General features: G+C 69.6%; 12 protein-coding genes and 1 riboswitch. Of the genes, 6 read left to right on the top strand and 6 right to left on the bottom strand.

What is annotated here, in order from left to right:
- The first annotated feature begins 94 nt into the window (after positions 1 to 94).
- Positions 95 to 3091, top strand: coding sequence for a DEAD/DEAH box helicase (locus CFP71_RS11455; protein ID WP_093933816.1), 2997 nt, complete (start codon positions 95 to 97; stop codon positions 3089 to 3091).
- Complete coding sequence (locus tag CFP71_RS11450) at positions 3084 to 3785, top strand: SWIM zinc finger family protein (RefSeq protein WP_093933815.1); 702 nt, start codon at positions 3084 to 3086, stop codon at positions 3783 to 3785. Before CFP71_RS11455 ends, CFP71_RS11450 begins: the two co-directional genes overlap by 8 nt.
- On the opposite strand, the gene CFP71_RS11445 is transcribed toward CFP71_RS11450, so the two are convergent.
- The 6 genes from CFP71_RS11445 to CFP71_RS11420 form a co-directional block, all read right to left on the bottom strand.
- Positions 3776 to 4555, bottom strand: a complete 780-nt coding sequence (locus tag CFP71_RS11445) for an enoyl-CoA hydratase (protein ID WP_093933814.1) — start codon at positions 4553 to 4555, stop codon at positions 3776 to 3778. The two genes, CFP71_RS11450 and CFP71_RS11445, sit on opposite strands and share 10 nt — an antisense overlap.
- The gene (mmsB, locus tag CFP71_RS11440; RefSeq protein WP_093933869.1) at positions 4552 to 5439 is read right to left on the bottom strand and encodes a 3-hydroxyisobutyrate dehydrogenase; all 888 of its coding nucleotides are present in this window, start codon (positions 5437 to 5439) and stop codon (positions 4552 to 4554) included. The genes CFP71_RS11445 and mmsB overlap by 4 nt, the downstream gene beginning before the upstream one ends.
- Complete coding sequence (locus CFP71_RS11435; protein WP_093933813.1) at positions 5436 to 6464, bottom strand: enoyl-CoA hydratase/isomerase family protein; 1029 nt, start codon at positions 6462 to 6464, stop codon at positions 5436 to 5438. The genes mmsB and CFP71_RS11435 overlap by 4 nt, the downstream gene beginning before the upstream one ends.
- Complete coding sequence (locus CFP71_RS11430) at positions 6461 to 7600, bottom strand: acyl-CoA dehydrogenase family protein (RefSeq protein ID WP_093933812.1); 1140 nt, start codon at positions 7598 to 7600, stop codon at positions 6461 to 6463. The genes CFP71_RS11435 and CFP71_RS11430 overlap by 4 nt, the downstream gene beginning before the upstream one ends.
- Before the next feature lie 7 nt (positions 7601 to 7607).
- A complete protein-coding gene (locus tag CFP71_RS11425; protein ID WP_093933811.1) occupies positions 7608 to 9107 on the bottom strand; it encodes a CoA-acylating methylmalonate-semialdehyde dehydrogenase in 1500 nt (499 codons plus the stop codon).
- A gap of 158 nt (positions 9108 to 9265) precedes the next feature.
- Positions 9266 to 9451: riboswitch (cobalamin riboswitch) on the bottom strand.
- A 25-nt stretch (positions 9452 to 9476) separates the two neighbouring features.
- Entirely contained in the window at positions 9477 to 10877 is a 1401-nt protein-coding gene (locus tag CFP71_RS11420; protein WP_093933810.1) for a short-chain fatty acyl-CoA regulator family protein, read from the bottom strand.
- 135 nt (positions 10878 to 11012) lie between these two features.
- On the opposite strand from CFP71_RS11420, the gene CFP71_RS11415 reads away from it, so the two are divergent.
- The 4 genes from CFP71_RS11415 to CFP71_RS11400 are packed head-to-tail and all read left to right on the top strand — an operon-like array spanning position 11013 to position 16215.
- Complete coding sequence (locus CFP71_RS11415) at positions 11013 to 12494, top strand: MmgE/PrpD family protein (RefSeq protein WP_093933809.1); 1482 nt, start codon at positions 11013 to 11015, stop codon at positions 12492 to 12494.
- Positions 12494 to 13387 carry a methylisocitrate lyase gene (gene prpB, locus CFP71_RS11410; RefSeq protein ID WP_093933808.1) on the top strand — a complete coding sequence of 298 codons (894 nt, stop codon included), beginning with the start codon at positions 12494 to 12496 and terminating at the stop codon, positions 13385 to 13387. The genes CFP71_RS11415 and prpB overlap by 1 nt, the downstream gene beginning before the upstream one ends.
- Positions 13388 to 13396: 9 nt before the next feature.
- A complete protein-coding gene (locus CFP71_RS11405; RefSeq protein ID WP_093933807.1) occupies positions 13397 to 14512 on the top strand; it encodes a bifunctional 2-methylcitrate synthase/citrate synthase in 1116 nt (371 codons plus the stop codon).
- A gap of 47 nt (positions 14513 to 14559) precedes the next feature.
- A complete protein-coding gene (locus CFP71_RS11400) occupies positions 14560 to 16215 on the top strand; it encodes a DUF885 domain-containing protein (protein ID WP_093933806.1) in 1656 nt (551 codons plus the stop codon).
- Positions 16216 to 16222: the final 7 nt, after the last annotated feature.

The raw sequence follows: 16222 nt of genomic DNA, 5'->3' as shown, positions 1-16222 counted from the left end.
ATCGCCGCCTAGCTACACGATGGTGTGACCCTCGCTGATCGGACGCTGACCGGTCCCGGGCATGCTGGAGGGACCAGACCGCGGAAGGGGGATCATGTCGCCACTCGTCGTGCACGGCCTGTGGTCCCGGGGCCGCGGGATCGTGCTGTGGGGTGAACACGGCGACCGCCCGGCGACGACGTCGATGCGGCCGTCGAGCGCGGCCCGGCCGCATCCGTTCGCCGCGTCGGTCGCGGACCTCACCACGCTGCACCCCGGGAAGCCCGCGTCGGCTGTCCTGCTGTTGCCGTCGCGGCGCGGCGGTCCGGTCGCCTCACCCGAACTCGGCCCGCGCGGCCGTCCGCAGACGGAACTCACGCTGGAACCCTGGTCGGTACCCGCGCTTTTGATCGACCCTTCCGAGCTGGGCGACCTGGCCGACACCGTCAGCTACGGAACTTCCGTCCGTCATCTCCGCGCCGTCGTCCGGCTGGCGGACGACCTGGTGCGCCGCGGCCGGGTGCTCCCCACCCTGGTGCGGAACGAGATCGTGGCGCGGGCGCGCTGGCGGCCGGTGGCCCGGGGCGGCGACGCGGTCAGGCTCCGGGCGCTGATCGCGGCCACCCCGCCGGTCGGCCGGGCCGAACACCCCGGACCGGATCCGGCGGCGCTCGTGACCGACGCGCTCCACACGCTGGTCGACGCCGCCGTCCGCGAGCGACTGGCCGCCGCCGGTCACGCGACCGAAAGCGACGGGCGCGAAGGGCCGTTCGGGTCTTGGCTCCACGCGCTGAAGAGCGCCGACGACCGGATCAGCCAGACGCCGGGACGCATGGGGATCGTCGCCGAAGGCATCGCCGCGTGGGACGAGGTCGGCGACACCGACCTCGGCGAGGGCACCGTCTGCCTCCGGCTCGACGAGGTCCCGACGTTGTACGGACCGGCCGACGACCCGGACGACCAGACAGGCGACGGGACCAAGTGGCAGCTGCGTTTCCTCCTGCGCTCCGCGGCCGACCCCAGTCTCCTGCTCCCGGCCGAGGACGTCTGGTCCGGCAAGGCGGGCGCGAAGTTCACCGATCCCGAAGGCCTGTTCACCGCGGAGCTGGAGCGGGCCGCGGGAGTGCTGCCGCTGCTCGGGCCGGCGGTCGAGACCCCGAAACCAGGCACCTACGACCTCACCGTCGCCGAGACCGTGGAATTCCTCGACGGCGGCGCGGAACAGCTGGTCGCGGCCGGCTTCGACGTCCAGCTCCCGGCGAGCTGGGGTGGCAGGCGGAAGCTCGCGCTGAAGCTGTCCGTCCGCGGCGCGCCCGTCGACCAGGCCGCCGTGCACCGGCTCGGCCGCCACCAGCTCGCCTCCTACCGCTGGTCGCTCGCGGTCGGAGAGGACGCTCTGACCGACGAGGAACTCGCCGGGCTCGCCGAGGCGAAGTCGTCGCTGGTGCGGCTGCGCGGCCGGTGGGTGAGCGTGGACCCCGACCTGCTGCGTGCCGGTCTCGAGTACCTGCGCCGCGACCCGGACCGCGAGAAACCGCCGCTGCCCACCCCCGCCGATCTGCTGGCTCTGCTGCGCGGCGGCTTCGAAGCGCCGCTGCCGGTCACCGAGATCACGACCGACGGCTGGATCGACGACTTCCTGGCCGGACGGGTCCAGCGCACCATCGAGCCGGTCGAGCCACCGCCGACTTTCCTGGCGACCCTGCGGCCCTATCAGAGTCGCGGCGTCGCCTGGCTCTCGTTCATGACGTCGATCGGGCTCGGCGCCTGCCTCGCCGACGACATGGGGCTGGGCAAGACCGTCCAGCTGCTCGCCCTCGAAGCGACCGAGCGGGCACAAGACGCCGTCGGTCCGACGCTGCTCGTCTGTCCGATGTCGCTGCTCGGGACCTGGCGGCGCGAAGCGGCCAAATTCGCGCCGGACCTGCGCGTGCGCATCCATCACGGTGCCGATCGTGGTCACGTGCGCGTCGAGGGCGCGGATCTCGTCGTCACCACCTACTCGACCGCCGCGCGTGACGCGGACGAGCTCGCGGGCATCCGATGGCACCGGCTCGTGCTCGACGAGGCGCAAGCGGTCAAGAACCAGAACACCGGCCCGGCGCAGGCTTTGCGCCGGATCCCCGCCGGTCACCGGGTCGCGCTCACCGGGACACCGGTGGAAAACCGGCTCGCCGACCTGTGGTCGCTTTCGGATCTGCTCAACCCCGGCGTCCTCGGCGGCAGGCAGGAGTTCCGCGAGCGGTTCGAGGTTCCCATCGAGCGCCTGGGCGACCTCGCCTCGGCGACCGAGCTGCGGCGGCTGACCCGGCCGTTCCTGTTGCGGCGCCTCAAAACCGATCCCACCGTGCTCGCCGACCTGCCCGAGAAGATCGAGATCCTCCAGGAATACCGTCTCACCCGCGAGCAGGTGACGCTGTATCGCGCGACAGTCGACGAGATGATGACCAAGATCGCCGACAGCGCCGGGGTCAAACGGCGCGGCAACATCCTCGCCGCGATCACCAAGCTCAAGCAGATCTGCAATCACCCCGCGCATCTGCTGCACGACGGTTCGCCGATCGGAGCGCGCTCCGGCAAGGTCAACCGGCTCGAAGAACTTCTGGCGGAGATCCTGGACTCGGGCGATCGCGCGCTGTGCTTCACCCAGTTCGCCGAGTTCGGGCACCTGCTGGTGCCGCACCTTTCGAGCAGGCTGAACGTGAAGATCGCCTTCCTGCACGGCGGATTGTCGCAGCGTCGACGTGATTCGATCGTCGAGCACTTCCAATCGGGCGAGGGCCCGTCGATCCTGCTCGCGTCGCTGAAGACCGGGGGAGCGGGACTGACCCTCACCGCTGCCACCCACGTGCTGCATCTCGACCGGTGGTGGAATCCGGCGGTCGAGGAACAGGCCACCGACCGGGCGTTCCGCATCGGCCAGCGGAATAGTGTCCAGGTGAGGAAGTTCGTCTGCCCGGGAACCATCGAGGAACGGATCGACGCCGTCATCACGAAGAAGGAGGCGCTGGCCGATCTCGTCGTCACCGACGGGGAGGACTGGCTGACCGAACTGTCGACCGCGTCGCTGCGCGAGGTCTTCGCGCTGGGACGGGAGGCGGCCGGTGACTGACGGATTCCGCCGGGCGCTCGACGACCTCGGCGTCCACAAAGGACTGATCCCGCCCTGCCGGGTCGACACGCTCACGATCGCGCCCGGTGCGGCCGTCGCCCGCGTCCGCGTGACGCGGCAGCGCTTCTACGACGTCCGTATCGGCCTGCCGACGTTCGGCAAGCAGGTGTGGACGGCGGTCATCGCCGCGGTGGTCGCGGACGGGGCCACCACGACGGCGCTGCTCGACGGCCAGGTCCCGGACGACGTCGAAAGGTTCTTCGCCGCGGAGCAGGTGCCGTTGTTCCCCGAGGCGGGCTGGGAGCTGTCGCTGGACTGCACCTGCCCGGGCACCCGGGTCCCGTGCGATCACCTCGTCGCCGGGCTGATCGCGCTCGCGGAAGAGACGGACCCGTTCGCCATCTTCGCCCTCCGCGGGCGCGAACGTGCGACGCTGCTCGAAGAGATCGGACGGCAGGCGGGCGCCCGCGTGACGGCCCCCTCGGCCGAGGACGGGACGCCCGGCCTGGACGAGGTCATGGACGACTTCTTCGGCTGGGGCCCGGCCGGGGACGTCACGAACACGCGACGACCGCCGGCCGGGGACCCGCTGGGGCTGCTCGACGAGGTCCCGCCACTGAAGTCCACAGTGGACGGAAAATCGGTGACCGCCCTGCTGCGGCCGCTCTATCGGTCGATCACCGGTCAGGAGTGAAGGAACTTCGGCTCGCGTTTCTCGGTGAACGCGGCCATCCCTTCCTTCTGGTCCTGGGTGGCGAAGGTGCCGTGGAACAGGCGCCGTTCGAAGCGGAGGCCGTCGGCGAGCCCGGATTCGAAGGCCTGGTTCACGGCCTCCTTGACCATCATCGCGGCGGGACGCGACATGCTCGCGATCTTCTTCGCGACAGCCAGGGCGTCGTCGAGCAGGCTCTCCGTGGGGACGACGCGGGAGACGAGTCCCGACCGTTCGGCTTCGGCGGCGTCGATCATGCGGCCGGTGAGGCACAGGTCCATCGCCTTGGCCTTGCCGATCGCGAGGGTCAGCCGCTGGGAGCCGCCCATGCCGGGGATGACGCCGAGGGTGATCTCCGGCTGGCCGAACTTGGCGTTCTCGGCCGCGATCAGGACGTCGCACATCATGGCCAGTTCACAGCCGCCGCCGAGGGCGTACCCGGAGACCGCCGCGATCAGCGGGACACGGACCCGGGAAAGCGCGTCCCAGCCCGCGAACCAATCGGCCGCGTAGACGTCGCTGAACGACTGCGGCTGCATCTCCTTGATGTCCGCGCCCGCCGCGAAGGCCTTGGCGGAGCCGGTGAGCACGATCGCGCCGACCTCGGGATCCTCGCCGAGTCCGGCCGCGGCCTCGGTGACTTCGCGCATGACCCGCAGGTTCAGCGCGTTGAGCGCCTTGGGCCGGTTCAGGGTGATCAGGGCGACGCGGTCGCCCGCGCGCTCGACGGTGATGGTCTCGTACTCGCTCATGCGGTGATTTCCTTGGTGAGAAGGCCGTCCCGGACGGCGGTGACGATGGCGGAGAAGTCCCGGCCGGGGCCGTCCCGCTCGACGAACGCCGCGTAGAGTTCCGCGGCCCTCGTGCCGAGCAGGGTGGCGACGTCGTTGTCCCGGGCCGCGGATTCGGCCAGGCGCAGGTCTTTCAGCATCAGGCCGCTGGCGAATCCGCCGGTGTACTCCCGGTTGGCGGGGCTGGTGGGGACGGGGCCGGGCACCGGGCAGTTGGTGGTCAGCGCCCAGCACTGGCCGGACGCGGTGGAGGCGACGTCGAACAGCGCCTGATGGGTGAGGCCGAGTTCCTCGCCGAGGGCGAACGCCTCCGAGACGGCGATCATCGAGACCCCGAGGATCATGTTGTTGCAGATCTTCGCCGCCTGACCGGCGCCGGAAGATCCACAGTGGATCGCCCGGGCGCCCATGATGGCCAAGTACGGCTCGGCGGTGACGAACGCCTGCGAGTCGCCGCCGACCATGAACGTCAGAGTCCCGGCTTCGGCGCCGACCACCCCGCCGGACACCGGTGCGTCGACGGCGCGGTGACCGGCCGCGGTCACCAGTTCGGCGGCTTGGCGGGCATCGGCGACGTCGATGGTGGAGCAGTCGACGAACAGCGTCCCGGGCCGCGCCGACGGCAGGATCTCCCGGTAGCAGTCGAGGACGTGCCTGCCGCTGGGCAGCATCGTGACGACGACGTCCGCCGCCGCGACGGCCGCGCTCGCGCTGTCGAACCTGGCCACGCCCTCGGAACGCGCGCCGGGAGCCGGATCGTAGCCATGGACGGTCTCACCGGACTTGACCAGGTTGGCGGCCATCGGACCGCCCATGTTGCCCAGGCCGAGGAAGGCGATCGTCATCGGGCCACCCACTCGGCGTCGCCGAGATCGGCGAGGTAGGCGTCGACCAGATCCTCGTCCACTTCGGACAGAGTGGCGGGGGACCACTTCGGGGAGCGGTCCTTGTCGATGATCTGCGCCCGGATCCCTTCGACGAATTCCGCCGAGGAGAGCGCGTGAGCCGAGATCCGGAACTCCTGTGCCAGCACGGCTTCCAGGTCGGGCAGCGCCGCGGCGCTGCGGAGCGCCCGCAGGGTCACCTTCAGCGAGGTGGGCGACTTCGCCTCGATCTCCTTGGCGGCGGTGGCCGCCGCGTCACCGCTCGCGTGGAGCCGGGTCAGGATCTCCTCGACGGTGTCGGCCGCGTAGCAGCGGTCGATCCAGTCGGCGTCCTCGGCCAGCGCGCTCGGCGGCGCGGGTTCGGCGATCAGCTCCAGCGCGGTGTCCGGGGTCCGGGACGCGAGCGCGTCGAGCAGGTCCGGGATCCGTTCACTGGCGACGAAATGATCGGCGAGTCCACAGTGGATGGCGTCGGCGCCCGAGATCGATCCGGCGGTGAGGGCGATATGCGTGCCGAGTTCACCGGGCGTCCGCGACAGCAGGTACGTGCCGCCGACGTCGGGGACGAAGCCGATACCGGTTTCGGGCATGCCGACGCGGGAGCGTTCGGTGACGATCCGGTGGCTGCCGTGCGCGGAGACGCCGACACCGCCACCCATCACGAGCCCGTCCATGAGCGCGAGGTACGGCTTGGGGTAGCGCGAGATCAGCGCGTTCAACCGGTACTCGTCGGCCCAGAACTTCAGCGACGCGGTGCCGCCGGTGCGAGCGTCCTCGTAGATGGCGCGGATGTCGCCGCCCGCGCAGAGCCCGCGGTCACCGGCGCCGTCGATCAGCACGGCGCGGACCGACGGGTCGGAGCGCCATGCTTCGAGGTGGTCGAGCATGGCGAGGACCATGTCGTGGTTCAGGGAGTTCAGCGCCCGCGGCCGGTTCAGCGTGATCCGGCCGATTCCACTGTGGACGAGGAATCCGACGTCGTTCACGAAGCCTCCTGCAGCATCCGGCGCGAGATGATCACGCGCATGATTTCATTGGTCCCTTCGAGGATCTGATGCACCCGCAGGTCGCGGACGATCTTCTCCAGCCCGTACTCGGCGAGATAGCCGTAACCGCCGTGCAGTTGCAGCGCCTGGTTGGCCACTTCGAACCCGGTGTCGGTGCAGAAGCGTTTGGCCATCGCCGAAAGCTGGGTCGCGGTGTCCTCGCCGTGGTCGAGGGCGTCCGCGGCCCGCCAGAGCAGGGTGCGGGCGGCTTCGAGGTCGGTGCGCATGTCGGCCAGCCGGAACTGCAACGCCTGCTTCTCCGACAGCTTCTCGCCGAACGCCGAACGCTCCGACAGATGCCGGACGGCCATCCCGAGCGCGGCCTCGGCGCCGCCGAGGGAACAGGCCGAGATGTTGAGCCTGCCGCCGTCCAACGCGGACATCGCGACCCGGAAGCCGGAGCCCTCTTCACCGAGGAGCGCGGAAGCCGGGACTCGGGCGTCTTCGAAGATCACCTGCCGGGTGGGCTGGGCGTTCCAGCCCATCTTGATCTCGTTGGGACCGAAGGAAACGCCGGGCGTGTCCCGTTCGACGATGAACGCCGAGATCCCGCGCGCGCCGGGGCCGCCGGTGCGGGCGAGCACGACGTGGACGTCCGAAGTGCCCGCGCCGGAGATGAACTGCTTGACCCCGTCGAGCACGTATTCGTCGCCGTCGCGGCGGGCACGAGTGGAGAGCGCGGCCGCGTCGGAACCCGCGTCCGGTTCGGTCAGGCAGTAGCTGCCGAGGGCGTCCATAGTGGACAGGCGAGGCAGGTATCGGTGGCGCTGGGAGTCGTCACCGAACTTGTCGATCATGGTCGCGACCATGTTGTGGATGGAGATGTACGCGGCCAGCGACGGGCAGCCGGTGGCGAGCGCCTCGAAGACGAGGACGCCGTCGAGCCGTCCGAGCGCGGAGCCTCCGAGCTCTTCGGGCAGGTAGACGCCGCCCATGCCCAGCTGGGCGGCCTTGCGCAGGACGTCGACCGGGAAGTGCTTGGCCTGGTCCCACTCGATGGCGTGCGGGGCGAAGTGTTCCGCGGCGAACTCCGCCGCGGTCTCGCGCAGGGCGCGCTGTTCGTCGGTCAGTCTCATCGTGGCCTCAGCTCATCGTCGGGATGACGAAGCTGGCGCCTTCCTTGGTGCCGGAAGGCCAGCGCGAAGTGACCGTCTTGGTCTTGGTGTAGAAGCGGATCGAGTCCGGTCCGTGCTGGTTGAGATCGCCGAAGCCGGAACGCTTCCAGCCGCCGAAGGTGTGGTAGGCGATCGGCACCGGGATGGGCACGTTGACCCCGACCATGCCGGTGTTCACCCGCGAGGTGAAGTCGCGGGCGGTGTCGCCGTCGCGGGTGAAGATCGCGACGCCGTTGCCGTACTCGTGCTCGCTGGGCAGCCGGAGTGCCTCTTCGTAGTCGGCGGCGCGGACGATCGACAGGACCGGCCCGAAGATCTCCTCGCGGTAGATCCGCATGTCAGCGGTGACGTGGTCGAACAGGCAGCCGCCGAGGAAGAAGCCGTTCTCGTGACCGTCCACAGTGGTCCCGCGGCCGTCGACGAGCAGTTTCGCCCCTTCGGCGACGCCGACGTCGATGTAGTCGCGGACACGCTGGACGGCCTCGGCGGTCACCAGCGGCCCGAAGTCGGCCGTCTCGTCGAGCGAGGCGCCGACCTTCAATGTCTTGACCCGCTCGGTCAGCCGGGCGGCCAGCGCGTCGGCGGTGGCCTCACCGACCGGGACGGCGACAGAGATCGCCATGCAGCGTTCGCCGGCCGAGCCGTAACCGGCGCCGATCAGCGCGTCGACGACCTGGTCGAGGTCGGCGTCCGGCATCACGATCAGGTGGTTCTTGGCGCCGCCGAAGCACTGCGCGCGCTTCCCGTGCGCGGCGGCGGTCGTGTAGATGTACTCGGCGATCGACGACGAGCCGACGAAGCCGACGGCTTCGACGCGGGGATCGGTCAGCAGCGCGTCGACGGCCTCCTTGTCGCCGTTGACCACGTTGAACACACCCGGCGGCAGACCGGCTTCGAGGAAGAGCTCGGCCAGCCGCAGCGGGACCGACGGATCGCGTTCGGACGGCTTGAGCACGAAGGCGTTCCCGCAGGCGATCGCCGGGGCGGCCTTCCACAGCGGGATCATCGCGGGGAAGTTGAACGGCGTGATCCCGGCGACCACGCCGAGCGGCTGCCGCATCGAGTAGACGTCGATGCCGGTGCCCGCGCTGTCGCTGTATTCGCCTTTGAGCAGGTGCGGGATGCCGATGGCGAACTCGACCACTTCGAGACCACGCTGGATGTCACCGCGCGCGTCGGGGACGGTCTTGCCGTGCTCGGAGGCGAGCAACCGGGCGAGGGAGTCCTCTTCGGCGCGGACGAGGTCGACGAATTTCATCAGCACCCGGGCCCGCTTCTGCGGGTTCCAGCGGGCCCAGTCGAGCTGGGCCTGCGCCGCGTCGGAGACCACATCGGAGACCTCGGCGGCCGAGGCGAGCGGGACCCGGGCCTGGACGGCGCCGGTGCTGGGGTCGAAGACGTCGGCGAACCGGCCGGACGTGCCCGGTACCGGCTTGCCGCCGACGAAGTGACTGAGTTCGGTGCTCATGGATGCCCTTTCCGAAAGTGCGCAGGACGGAGCCGCCCGGGACCGCGATCGGCGGCCGGGCAGGGGAGTACGGACGACTTACCGCCGGGGTGGTGGCGGGTCGGCGACTTTCGCGCAGGCAGGAAGAATCCGCATGCGTTCAGCTCCATCCTCGTGGACGAACACGGACATCTGCGGCCGGTATCCTGGCTCCCGGATCCGCGGCGGCTCCGGCCTTCCCGGCTCGCGCCAGTGGCCTTCTCTGCGGGAGCGCCGCTCCCCGGTCACAGTGGCGGGACCGCGCCGGATTCTCACCGGCTTCCCTGCACCGCAGACCTGTGGACACCATAAAGTAGGAAGTCCGACTATGTCGAGGTTGTGGCGTAGGCCTCAGCCGAGCGGTGGATAAGGCAGCAGACTGGACGAATGCTCGTCGACCCGCATCGGCTTCCCGATCGCCGGGAAGGCGCGCTGCGGGCAGGCGGGCCGCTCGCAGACCTTGCAGCCCATCCCGATCGGGGTCACGGCCGCGCCGGTGCCGAGCGCGAGGCCGTCGGAGTAGACGAGCCGCTTGGCGTGCCGGAGTTCGCATCCGAGCCCGATCGCGAACGTCTTGCCGGGGTCACCGTGCCCGCCCGCGGCGCGGGAGACGGTGCGGGCGAGCCAGAAGTACTTCTTGCCGTCCGGGAGTTCGGCGATCTGGGTGAGGATCCGGCCCGGTGACCCGAAAGCCTCGTAGACGATCCACAGTGGACACGAGCCGCCGACACGGGAGAAGTGGAAACCGGTGGCGGACTGGCGTTTCGAGATGTTGCCCGCGCGATCGACCCGGACGAACGAGAACGGCACGCCGCGTGTCCCCGGACGCTGCAAAGTGGACAGCCGATGGCAGACCGTCTCGAAACCGACGCCGAAGTGGTCGGACAGCCGGGTGATGTCGTAGCGATACCGCTCCGCCGCGCCGAGGAACACACGGTACGGCAGCACGACAGCGCCCGCGAAGTAGTTGGCCAGGCCGATCCGCGCGAGCCGCCTCGCGGTGTCGCCGCTGAACTTCCCGTCTTCGACGAGCCGGTCGATCACCTCGCCCGCTTCCAACAGCGCCAGTTCCGACGCGAGCCGGAACGCGGCCTGGCCGGGGCGCAGCGCGGGGGAGAGCCGCAGGGTTTTGCGGCGTGGGTCGAAGTGGTGCTGGTCCGGGCCGAGGGATTCGGCGGTGACCTTGACGCCGTGGCGCTCCAGCAGGCCGGTCGCCAGTCCACTTCGGACCTCGCCTGGATGGAGCCGCAGTTCCGCGGCGAGCTTCTCGGCTGGGGCGTCGAGTTCGGCGACATGGTTGCGGCGCAGGTAGAACCAGTCGCGGATCTCCTCGTGCGGCTGCTGCGCCGTCGAGCGGTCCAGCCCCTGCTCGGTCACCAGGGTGGCGACGTTCTCCACCGCCTCCCGGTAACGGCGATGCAGCGCGACGAGTGTCCGCGCCACCTCGGGCAGCGTGGTGGTCAGCGCGTCGACCTCGCCGGCGGAGATCGCACCGCTGACGGTGTTGTCGTCGAACACTTCACGTACGTCGGCGATCAGCCGTGCGGTGTCGCGGGCGGCGAAGAACTCCGTGTCGACGCCGAAGGTCTCGGTGAGCTTGAGCAGCACCGGCAGGGTGAGCGGCCGGCCGTTGTGTTCGAGCTGGTTGACATAGCTCGGCGAGATCTCCAGCAGTCTGGCCAGCTCGGATTGGGTCATGGACCGGTCTTCGCGCAGCTGGCGCAGGCGAGCGCCCGCGTACATCTTCTCCACAAGCGGACTGTAACAACATTGACAAGGAGGGCGCGAACGTTCACAAAGCTTCACAGGGTCGAGTGGTGGCAAGGACTTCCTGAAGCTGCCACGCTCAGAGGCAGAGCGCCACGAGGTTCACAACCGAGGGGAACCATGATCGACCACACCGTCCGCACCCACCGCTCCGCCGAGTCGCTTTCCCGCGAGGACCAGCTCGCGTGGAAGCTCGCCGCCGTCGCCACCGACGACGTCCCGGTCACCTCCGAGGTCGCCGACATGGTGATCAACCGTGTGATCGACAACGCCGCCGTTGCCGCCGCGTCGCTGACCCGGCGTCCGGTCGGCTCCGCCCGCGACCAGGCGCTGGCCCATCCCGGTAAGCCGGGAGCGGCGGTCTTCGGCGTCGAAGGACGGTATTCACCGGAATGGGCGGCCTGGGCCAATGGAGTCGCGGTGCGGGAACTGGACTATCACGACACCTTCCTCGCCGCGGACTACTCGCATCCCGGCGACAACATCCCGCCGATCCTCGCGGTCGCCCAGCACGCCGGGCGCACCGGCGCGGACCTGCTGAGCGGGATCGTCGCCGGGTACGAGCTCCAGGTGAACCTCGTCCGCGGGATCTGCCTGCACGAACACAAGATCGACCACATCGCCCACCTCGGCCCGTCGGTCGCGGGCGGTCTCGGCGCGCTCCTGGGCCTCGACACGGAAACCGTCCACCAGGCCATCGGGCAGGCACTGCACACCACGACGACGACCCGCCAGTCCCGGAAGGGCGAGATCTCTTCCTGGAAGGCGTACGCCCCGGCGTTCGCGGGCAAGGCCGCGATCGAGGCCGTCGACAGGGTGATGCGTGGTGAAGGCGCGCCGAGCCCGATCTACGAAGGTGAGGACGGTTTCATCGCGTGGCTGCTGAGCGGGCCCGGCGCCGAGTACACGGTGCCGCTGCCGGCACCCGGCGAGCCGAAGCAGTCCATTCTGGACACTTACACCAAGGAACACTCGGCCGAGTACCAGAGCCAGGCGCTGATCGACCTCGCACGACGGCTCGGGCCGAGGATCGGCGATTCCGGCGAGATCGAGCGGATCCTCATCCACACCAGTCATCACACGCATCACGTGATCGGCTCCGGTTCCGGAGATCCGCAGAAGTACGATCCGCGCGCCAGCCGGGAAACGCTCGACCACTCGATCCCGTACATCTTCGCGGTCGCCCTGCAAGACGGCGCCTGGCATCACGAACGGTCCTACGACAGGGCACGCGCGACCCGGCCGGACACGGTCGGGCTCTGGTGGAAGGTCGCCACCGTCGAGGATCCCGAGTGGACCCGCCGCTATCACGCGCCCGAGCCGGCATTCGGCGGCCGGGTCGAGATCACGCTGGCCGACGGCACCGTACTGTCCGACGAGATCGCCGTCGCGGACGCTCACCCGGCCGGGGCGCGACCGTTCGCCCGCGAGCAGTACATCGCCAAGTTCCGTACGCTCGCCGACGGGGTGATCGCCACCGCCGACCAAGACCGGTTCCTCGACACGGTCACCCGGCTCGCGGAACTGGACGCGGCCGAGGTCGCCGGGATCGCGCTCCCGGCCGGACTCGACGCCGCGCCGAAGAGCAAGGGGATCTTCTGATGCTGCACGCCGCTCCCTCCGCCGCGCAGAAGCGGAGCGCCTTCCGCGCCGGACTGAATTCCGGGACGCTTCAACGGTTTCCCGGTGCCTTCAATCCCTTGAGCGCCAAACTGATCGAGCGTCGTGGCTTCGAGGGTGTCTACATCTCCGGCGCCGTCCTTTCGGCGGACCTCGGACTGCCCGACATCGGACTGACCACGCTCACCGAGGTCGCCGGACGATCCCAGCAAATCGCCCGGGTCACCGCGCTGCCCGCGCTGGTCGACGCCGACACCGGGTTCGGCGAGCCGATGAACGCCGCCCGCACCGTGCAGGTACTGGAGGACGCCGGTGTCGCCGGAATGCACCTGGAGGACCAAGTGAATCCCAAGCGGTGCGGGCATCTCGACGGCAAGGACGTCGTCGACCGCGACGTCGCGGTCCGGCGGATCACCGCCGCCGTCGCCGCCCGCCGCGATCCGGACTTCGTCATCGCCGCCCGCACCGACGCGGCCGCTGTCCACGGCATCGACGACGCCATCGACCGCGCCAAGGCCTACGCCGACGCCGGTGCCGACCTCATCTTCCCCGAGGCGATGCGGAATCCCGCCGACTTCGACCGGCTGCGCGCCGCCGTCGACGTCCCGATCCTGGCCAACATGACCGAGTTCGGGAAGAGCGAGCTGCTGGACGTGAAAACACTGGAGTCCCTCGGCGTGAACATCGTGATCTACCCGGTCACGCTCTTGCGGCTGGCCATGCACGCCGCGGAAACCGGGCTGAACGCGATCGCCGAACACGGTACGCAAGCGGGTTTTCTCGACAGCATGCAGCATCGGCGCGACCTCTACGACCTGCTCGACTACGAGTCCTACAGCACGTTCGACGAGAACGTCTTCACCTTCCGCATCTGAGGGGAAACCATGACCAGCATCCACAAAGGACTCGCCGGGGTCATCGTCGACACCACGGGGGTGTCGATGGTCAATCCCGACACCAACTCCTTGACCTACCGCGGTTATCCCGTCCAGGAGCTGGCCGGGAAGTGCCGCTTCGAAGAGGTCGCGTACCTGCTCTGGTACGGCGAACTGCCGACGCCGTCCCAGCTGGCGGCCCAGAACGAGGCCGAGCGGGCGCACCGCGCCCTGCCGCGCGACCTTGTGCTGACCCTGCTGTCGTTGCCGGAGACCGCGCATCCGATGGACACCCTGCGCACCGCGGTGAGCGTCCTGGGCGCGCACGACCCGCACGAGGACGACAACGGCCCGGAAGTCAACCGTGCCAAGGCACTCCGGCTGTTCGCCGCGCTTCCCGCCGTCGTCGCGCTGACCCAGCGGCGCAGGCATGGCCTGCTCCCGCTCGCCCCGCGCGACGACCTCGGCTACGCGGAGAACTTCCTGTACATGACCCTCGGCGAGGTCCCCGAACCCGTGATCGTCCGGGCCTTCGAAACTTCGCTGGTCCTCTACGCCGAGCACAGCTTCAACGCCTCGACGTTCACCTCGCGAGTCGTCACCTCCACACTGTCGGATCTCTACAGCGCCGTCACCGCGGCCATCGGCGCGCTCAAGGGCCCACTGCACGGCGGGGCCAACGAAGCCGTCATGGCGACGTTCCAGGAGATCGGCACCGCGGACAACGCCGAAGCCTGGCTCACCGCGGCGCTGGCGGAGAAACGCAAGATCATGGGCTTCGGGCACCGCGTCTACAAGAAGGGCGACTCCCGTGTCCCGACCATGCGCCGTGGCCTGCAAGAGATCGCGGAACTACGCGACGGTCACCACCTGCTCGACCTCTACGAGGCGCTGGCCCGCGCGATGTACGACGCGAAGGGGTTGCACCCGAACCTGGACTACCCGGCGGGCCCGGCGTACCACCTGATCGGCTTCGACACCCCGGTGTTCACGCCGATCTTCGTCGCCGCACGGATCACCGGCTGGACGGCGCACATCGCCGAGCAACTGGCGGACAACAGCCTGATCCGGCCGTCGAGCGCGTACACCGGACCCACCGAACGGGTGGTCGGCCTGGTCGGATAACGGGAAAACGCCAGCGGAAAACGGATCCGGTCTGGTAGGTGTCGGATATGAGTAATGAGCCGACAGCTGGGGAGTTGGCGGATGAACTCCTCGACCTCCTCGCGACCGAAATGCCTTTGATGGCGACCTTCGACAACATTCCCGGGCACGATCACGAGTTACGGGACGTCTCCGAAGCCGGTTACGCCCGCCTGAGGGAGCAGGCCGTCCGGATCGCCGGATTCGCCGCCCGGTCCACCGACCCGGACCGGATCACCCTCGGCGTAGTCGCCCACCACACTGAATCGCTCCTGGCCAGGCTGGACGCCCGCCAGAGCGAGTTCACCCTCGCCGATCCCATGGTGGCCGAGGGTGTCGGGGTGCTGTCCTGGCTTCCGCAGCTGGAACCGTCGGGAGAGCAGGCGGAGGAGGATCATCTGACGAGATTGGCGGCGTTCCCGGACTTCTTCGGGGCGCTGGCGGATCGGCACCGCGCGGGGATCGAAGCCGGCCGGACGCCGGTGGAACGCGCGGTGCGCAGCGCCGTCGAGTACGTCGACCGGTTCCTGGCGGCCGAACCCAACCCGCTGCTCGTCCCGGCTCTGACCGGTGACCGCGGGGCGCGCCGGGATCGGTTGTTCGCCGAGAAGGTGCGGCCGGCGCTCGCCGCCTATCGAGACATGCTCGCCCGCGAGATCGCCGGGCACGGCCGTCCCGACGACCGGCCCGGGCTCTGCTGGCTGGAGGGCGGCAAGGAGACCTACGCGGGGCTGCTCAAGACGCACACCACCACCGGGGTCTCCGCGGAGGAACTGCACGAGACGGGCCTCGCGATCGGACGGGCGCTGGACGAGGAGTACCGGAGGCTCGGCGCCGCCGTCTTCGGCGAGGACGATCCGGTCGAGGTCCGGCGCCGGATGCGCACCGATCCTTCGCTGCGCTGGCGGGACGCGGACGAGATGATCACCACCGCGACGGAGGCGGTCGCGCGGGCCACGGCCGCCGCGCCCGGTTGGTTCCGTCAGGTGCCGGCCGCCGAATGCGTCGTCCGCGCCGTGCCGGAAGCGGACGGTCCGTCCGCGGCTCAGGCGTACTACATGCCGCCCTCGGCCGACGGCAGCCGTCCGGGCGTCTACTCCACCAACGCCTACCGGGTGACCGAGCGGTTCCGGTTCATCGCGGAGTCCGTCGCCTTCCACGAAGCCGTTCCAGGACACCACTTCCAGGCTTGCGTGTCCTCCGAACTCGAAGGAGTGCCGCAACTGCGAAAGCTCTTCCCGCTCTCGGCGTTCGACGAGGGCTGGGCGCTCTACACCGAACGGCTCGCCGACGAAATGGGCCTGTACTCGGACGATCTGATGCGGCTGGGCATGGTCACGGAGGATTCGTTGCGCGCGGCACGGCTCGTCGTCGACACTGGGCTGCACGCGCTGGGGTGGACAAGGCAGCAATGCGTTGACTACCTCACCGAGCATTGCGTGCTCAGCGACGTCGAGGTGGCGTCCGAGACCGACCGGTACATCGAATGGCCCGGCCAGGCGCTGTCGTACATGACGGGCAGGCTGGAGATCCAGCGGCTGCGCGCCTTCGCGGAGGAGCGCCTGGGCGAGGCCTTCGACATCCGCGACTTCCACGACGTCGTGCTGCGGAACGGGCAGGTGCCGCTGCCCGTGCTCGGCGACGTCGTGCGGGACTGGGTGACGGACGCGCGGCGCCGGGAGTGATCCCGGC

The sequence above is a fragment of the Amycolatopsis thailandensis genome, from assembly GCF_002234405.1.
Lineage (GTDB): Bacteria > Actinomycetota > Actinomycetes > Mycobacteriales > Pseudonocardiaceae > Amycolatopsis > Amycolatopsis thailandensis.
The sequence above is the reverse complement of the archived record's forward strand: the minus strand, read 5'-3'. Positions and strand labels throughout refer to the sequence as shown.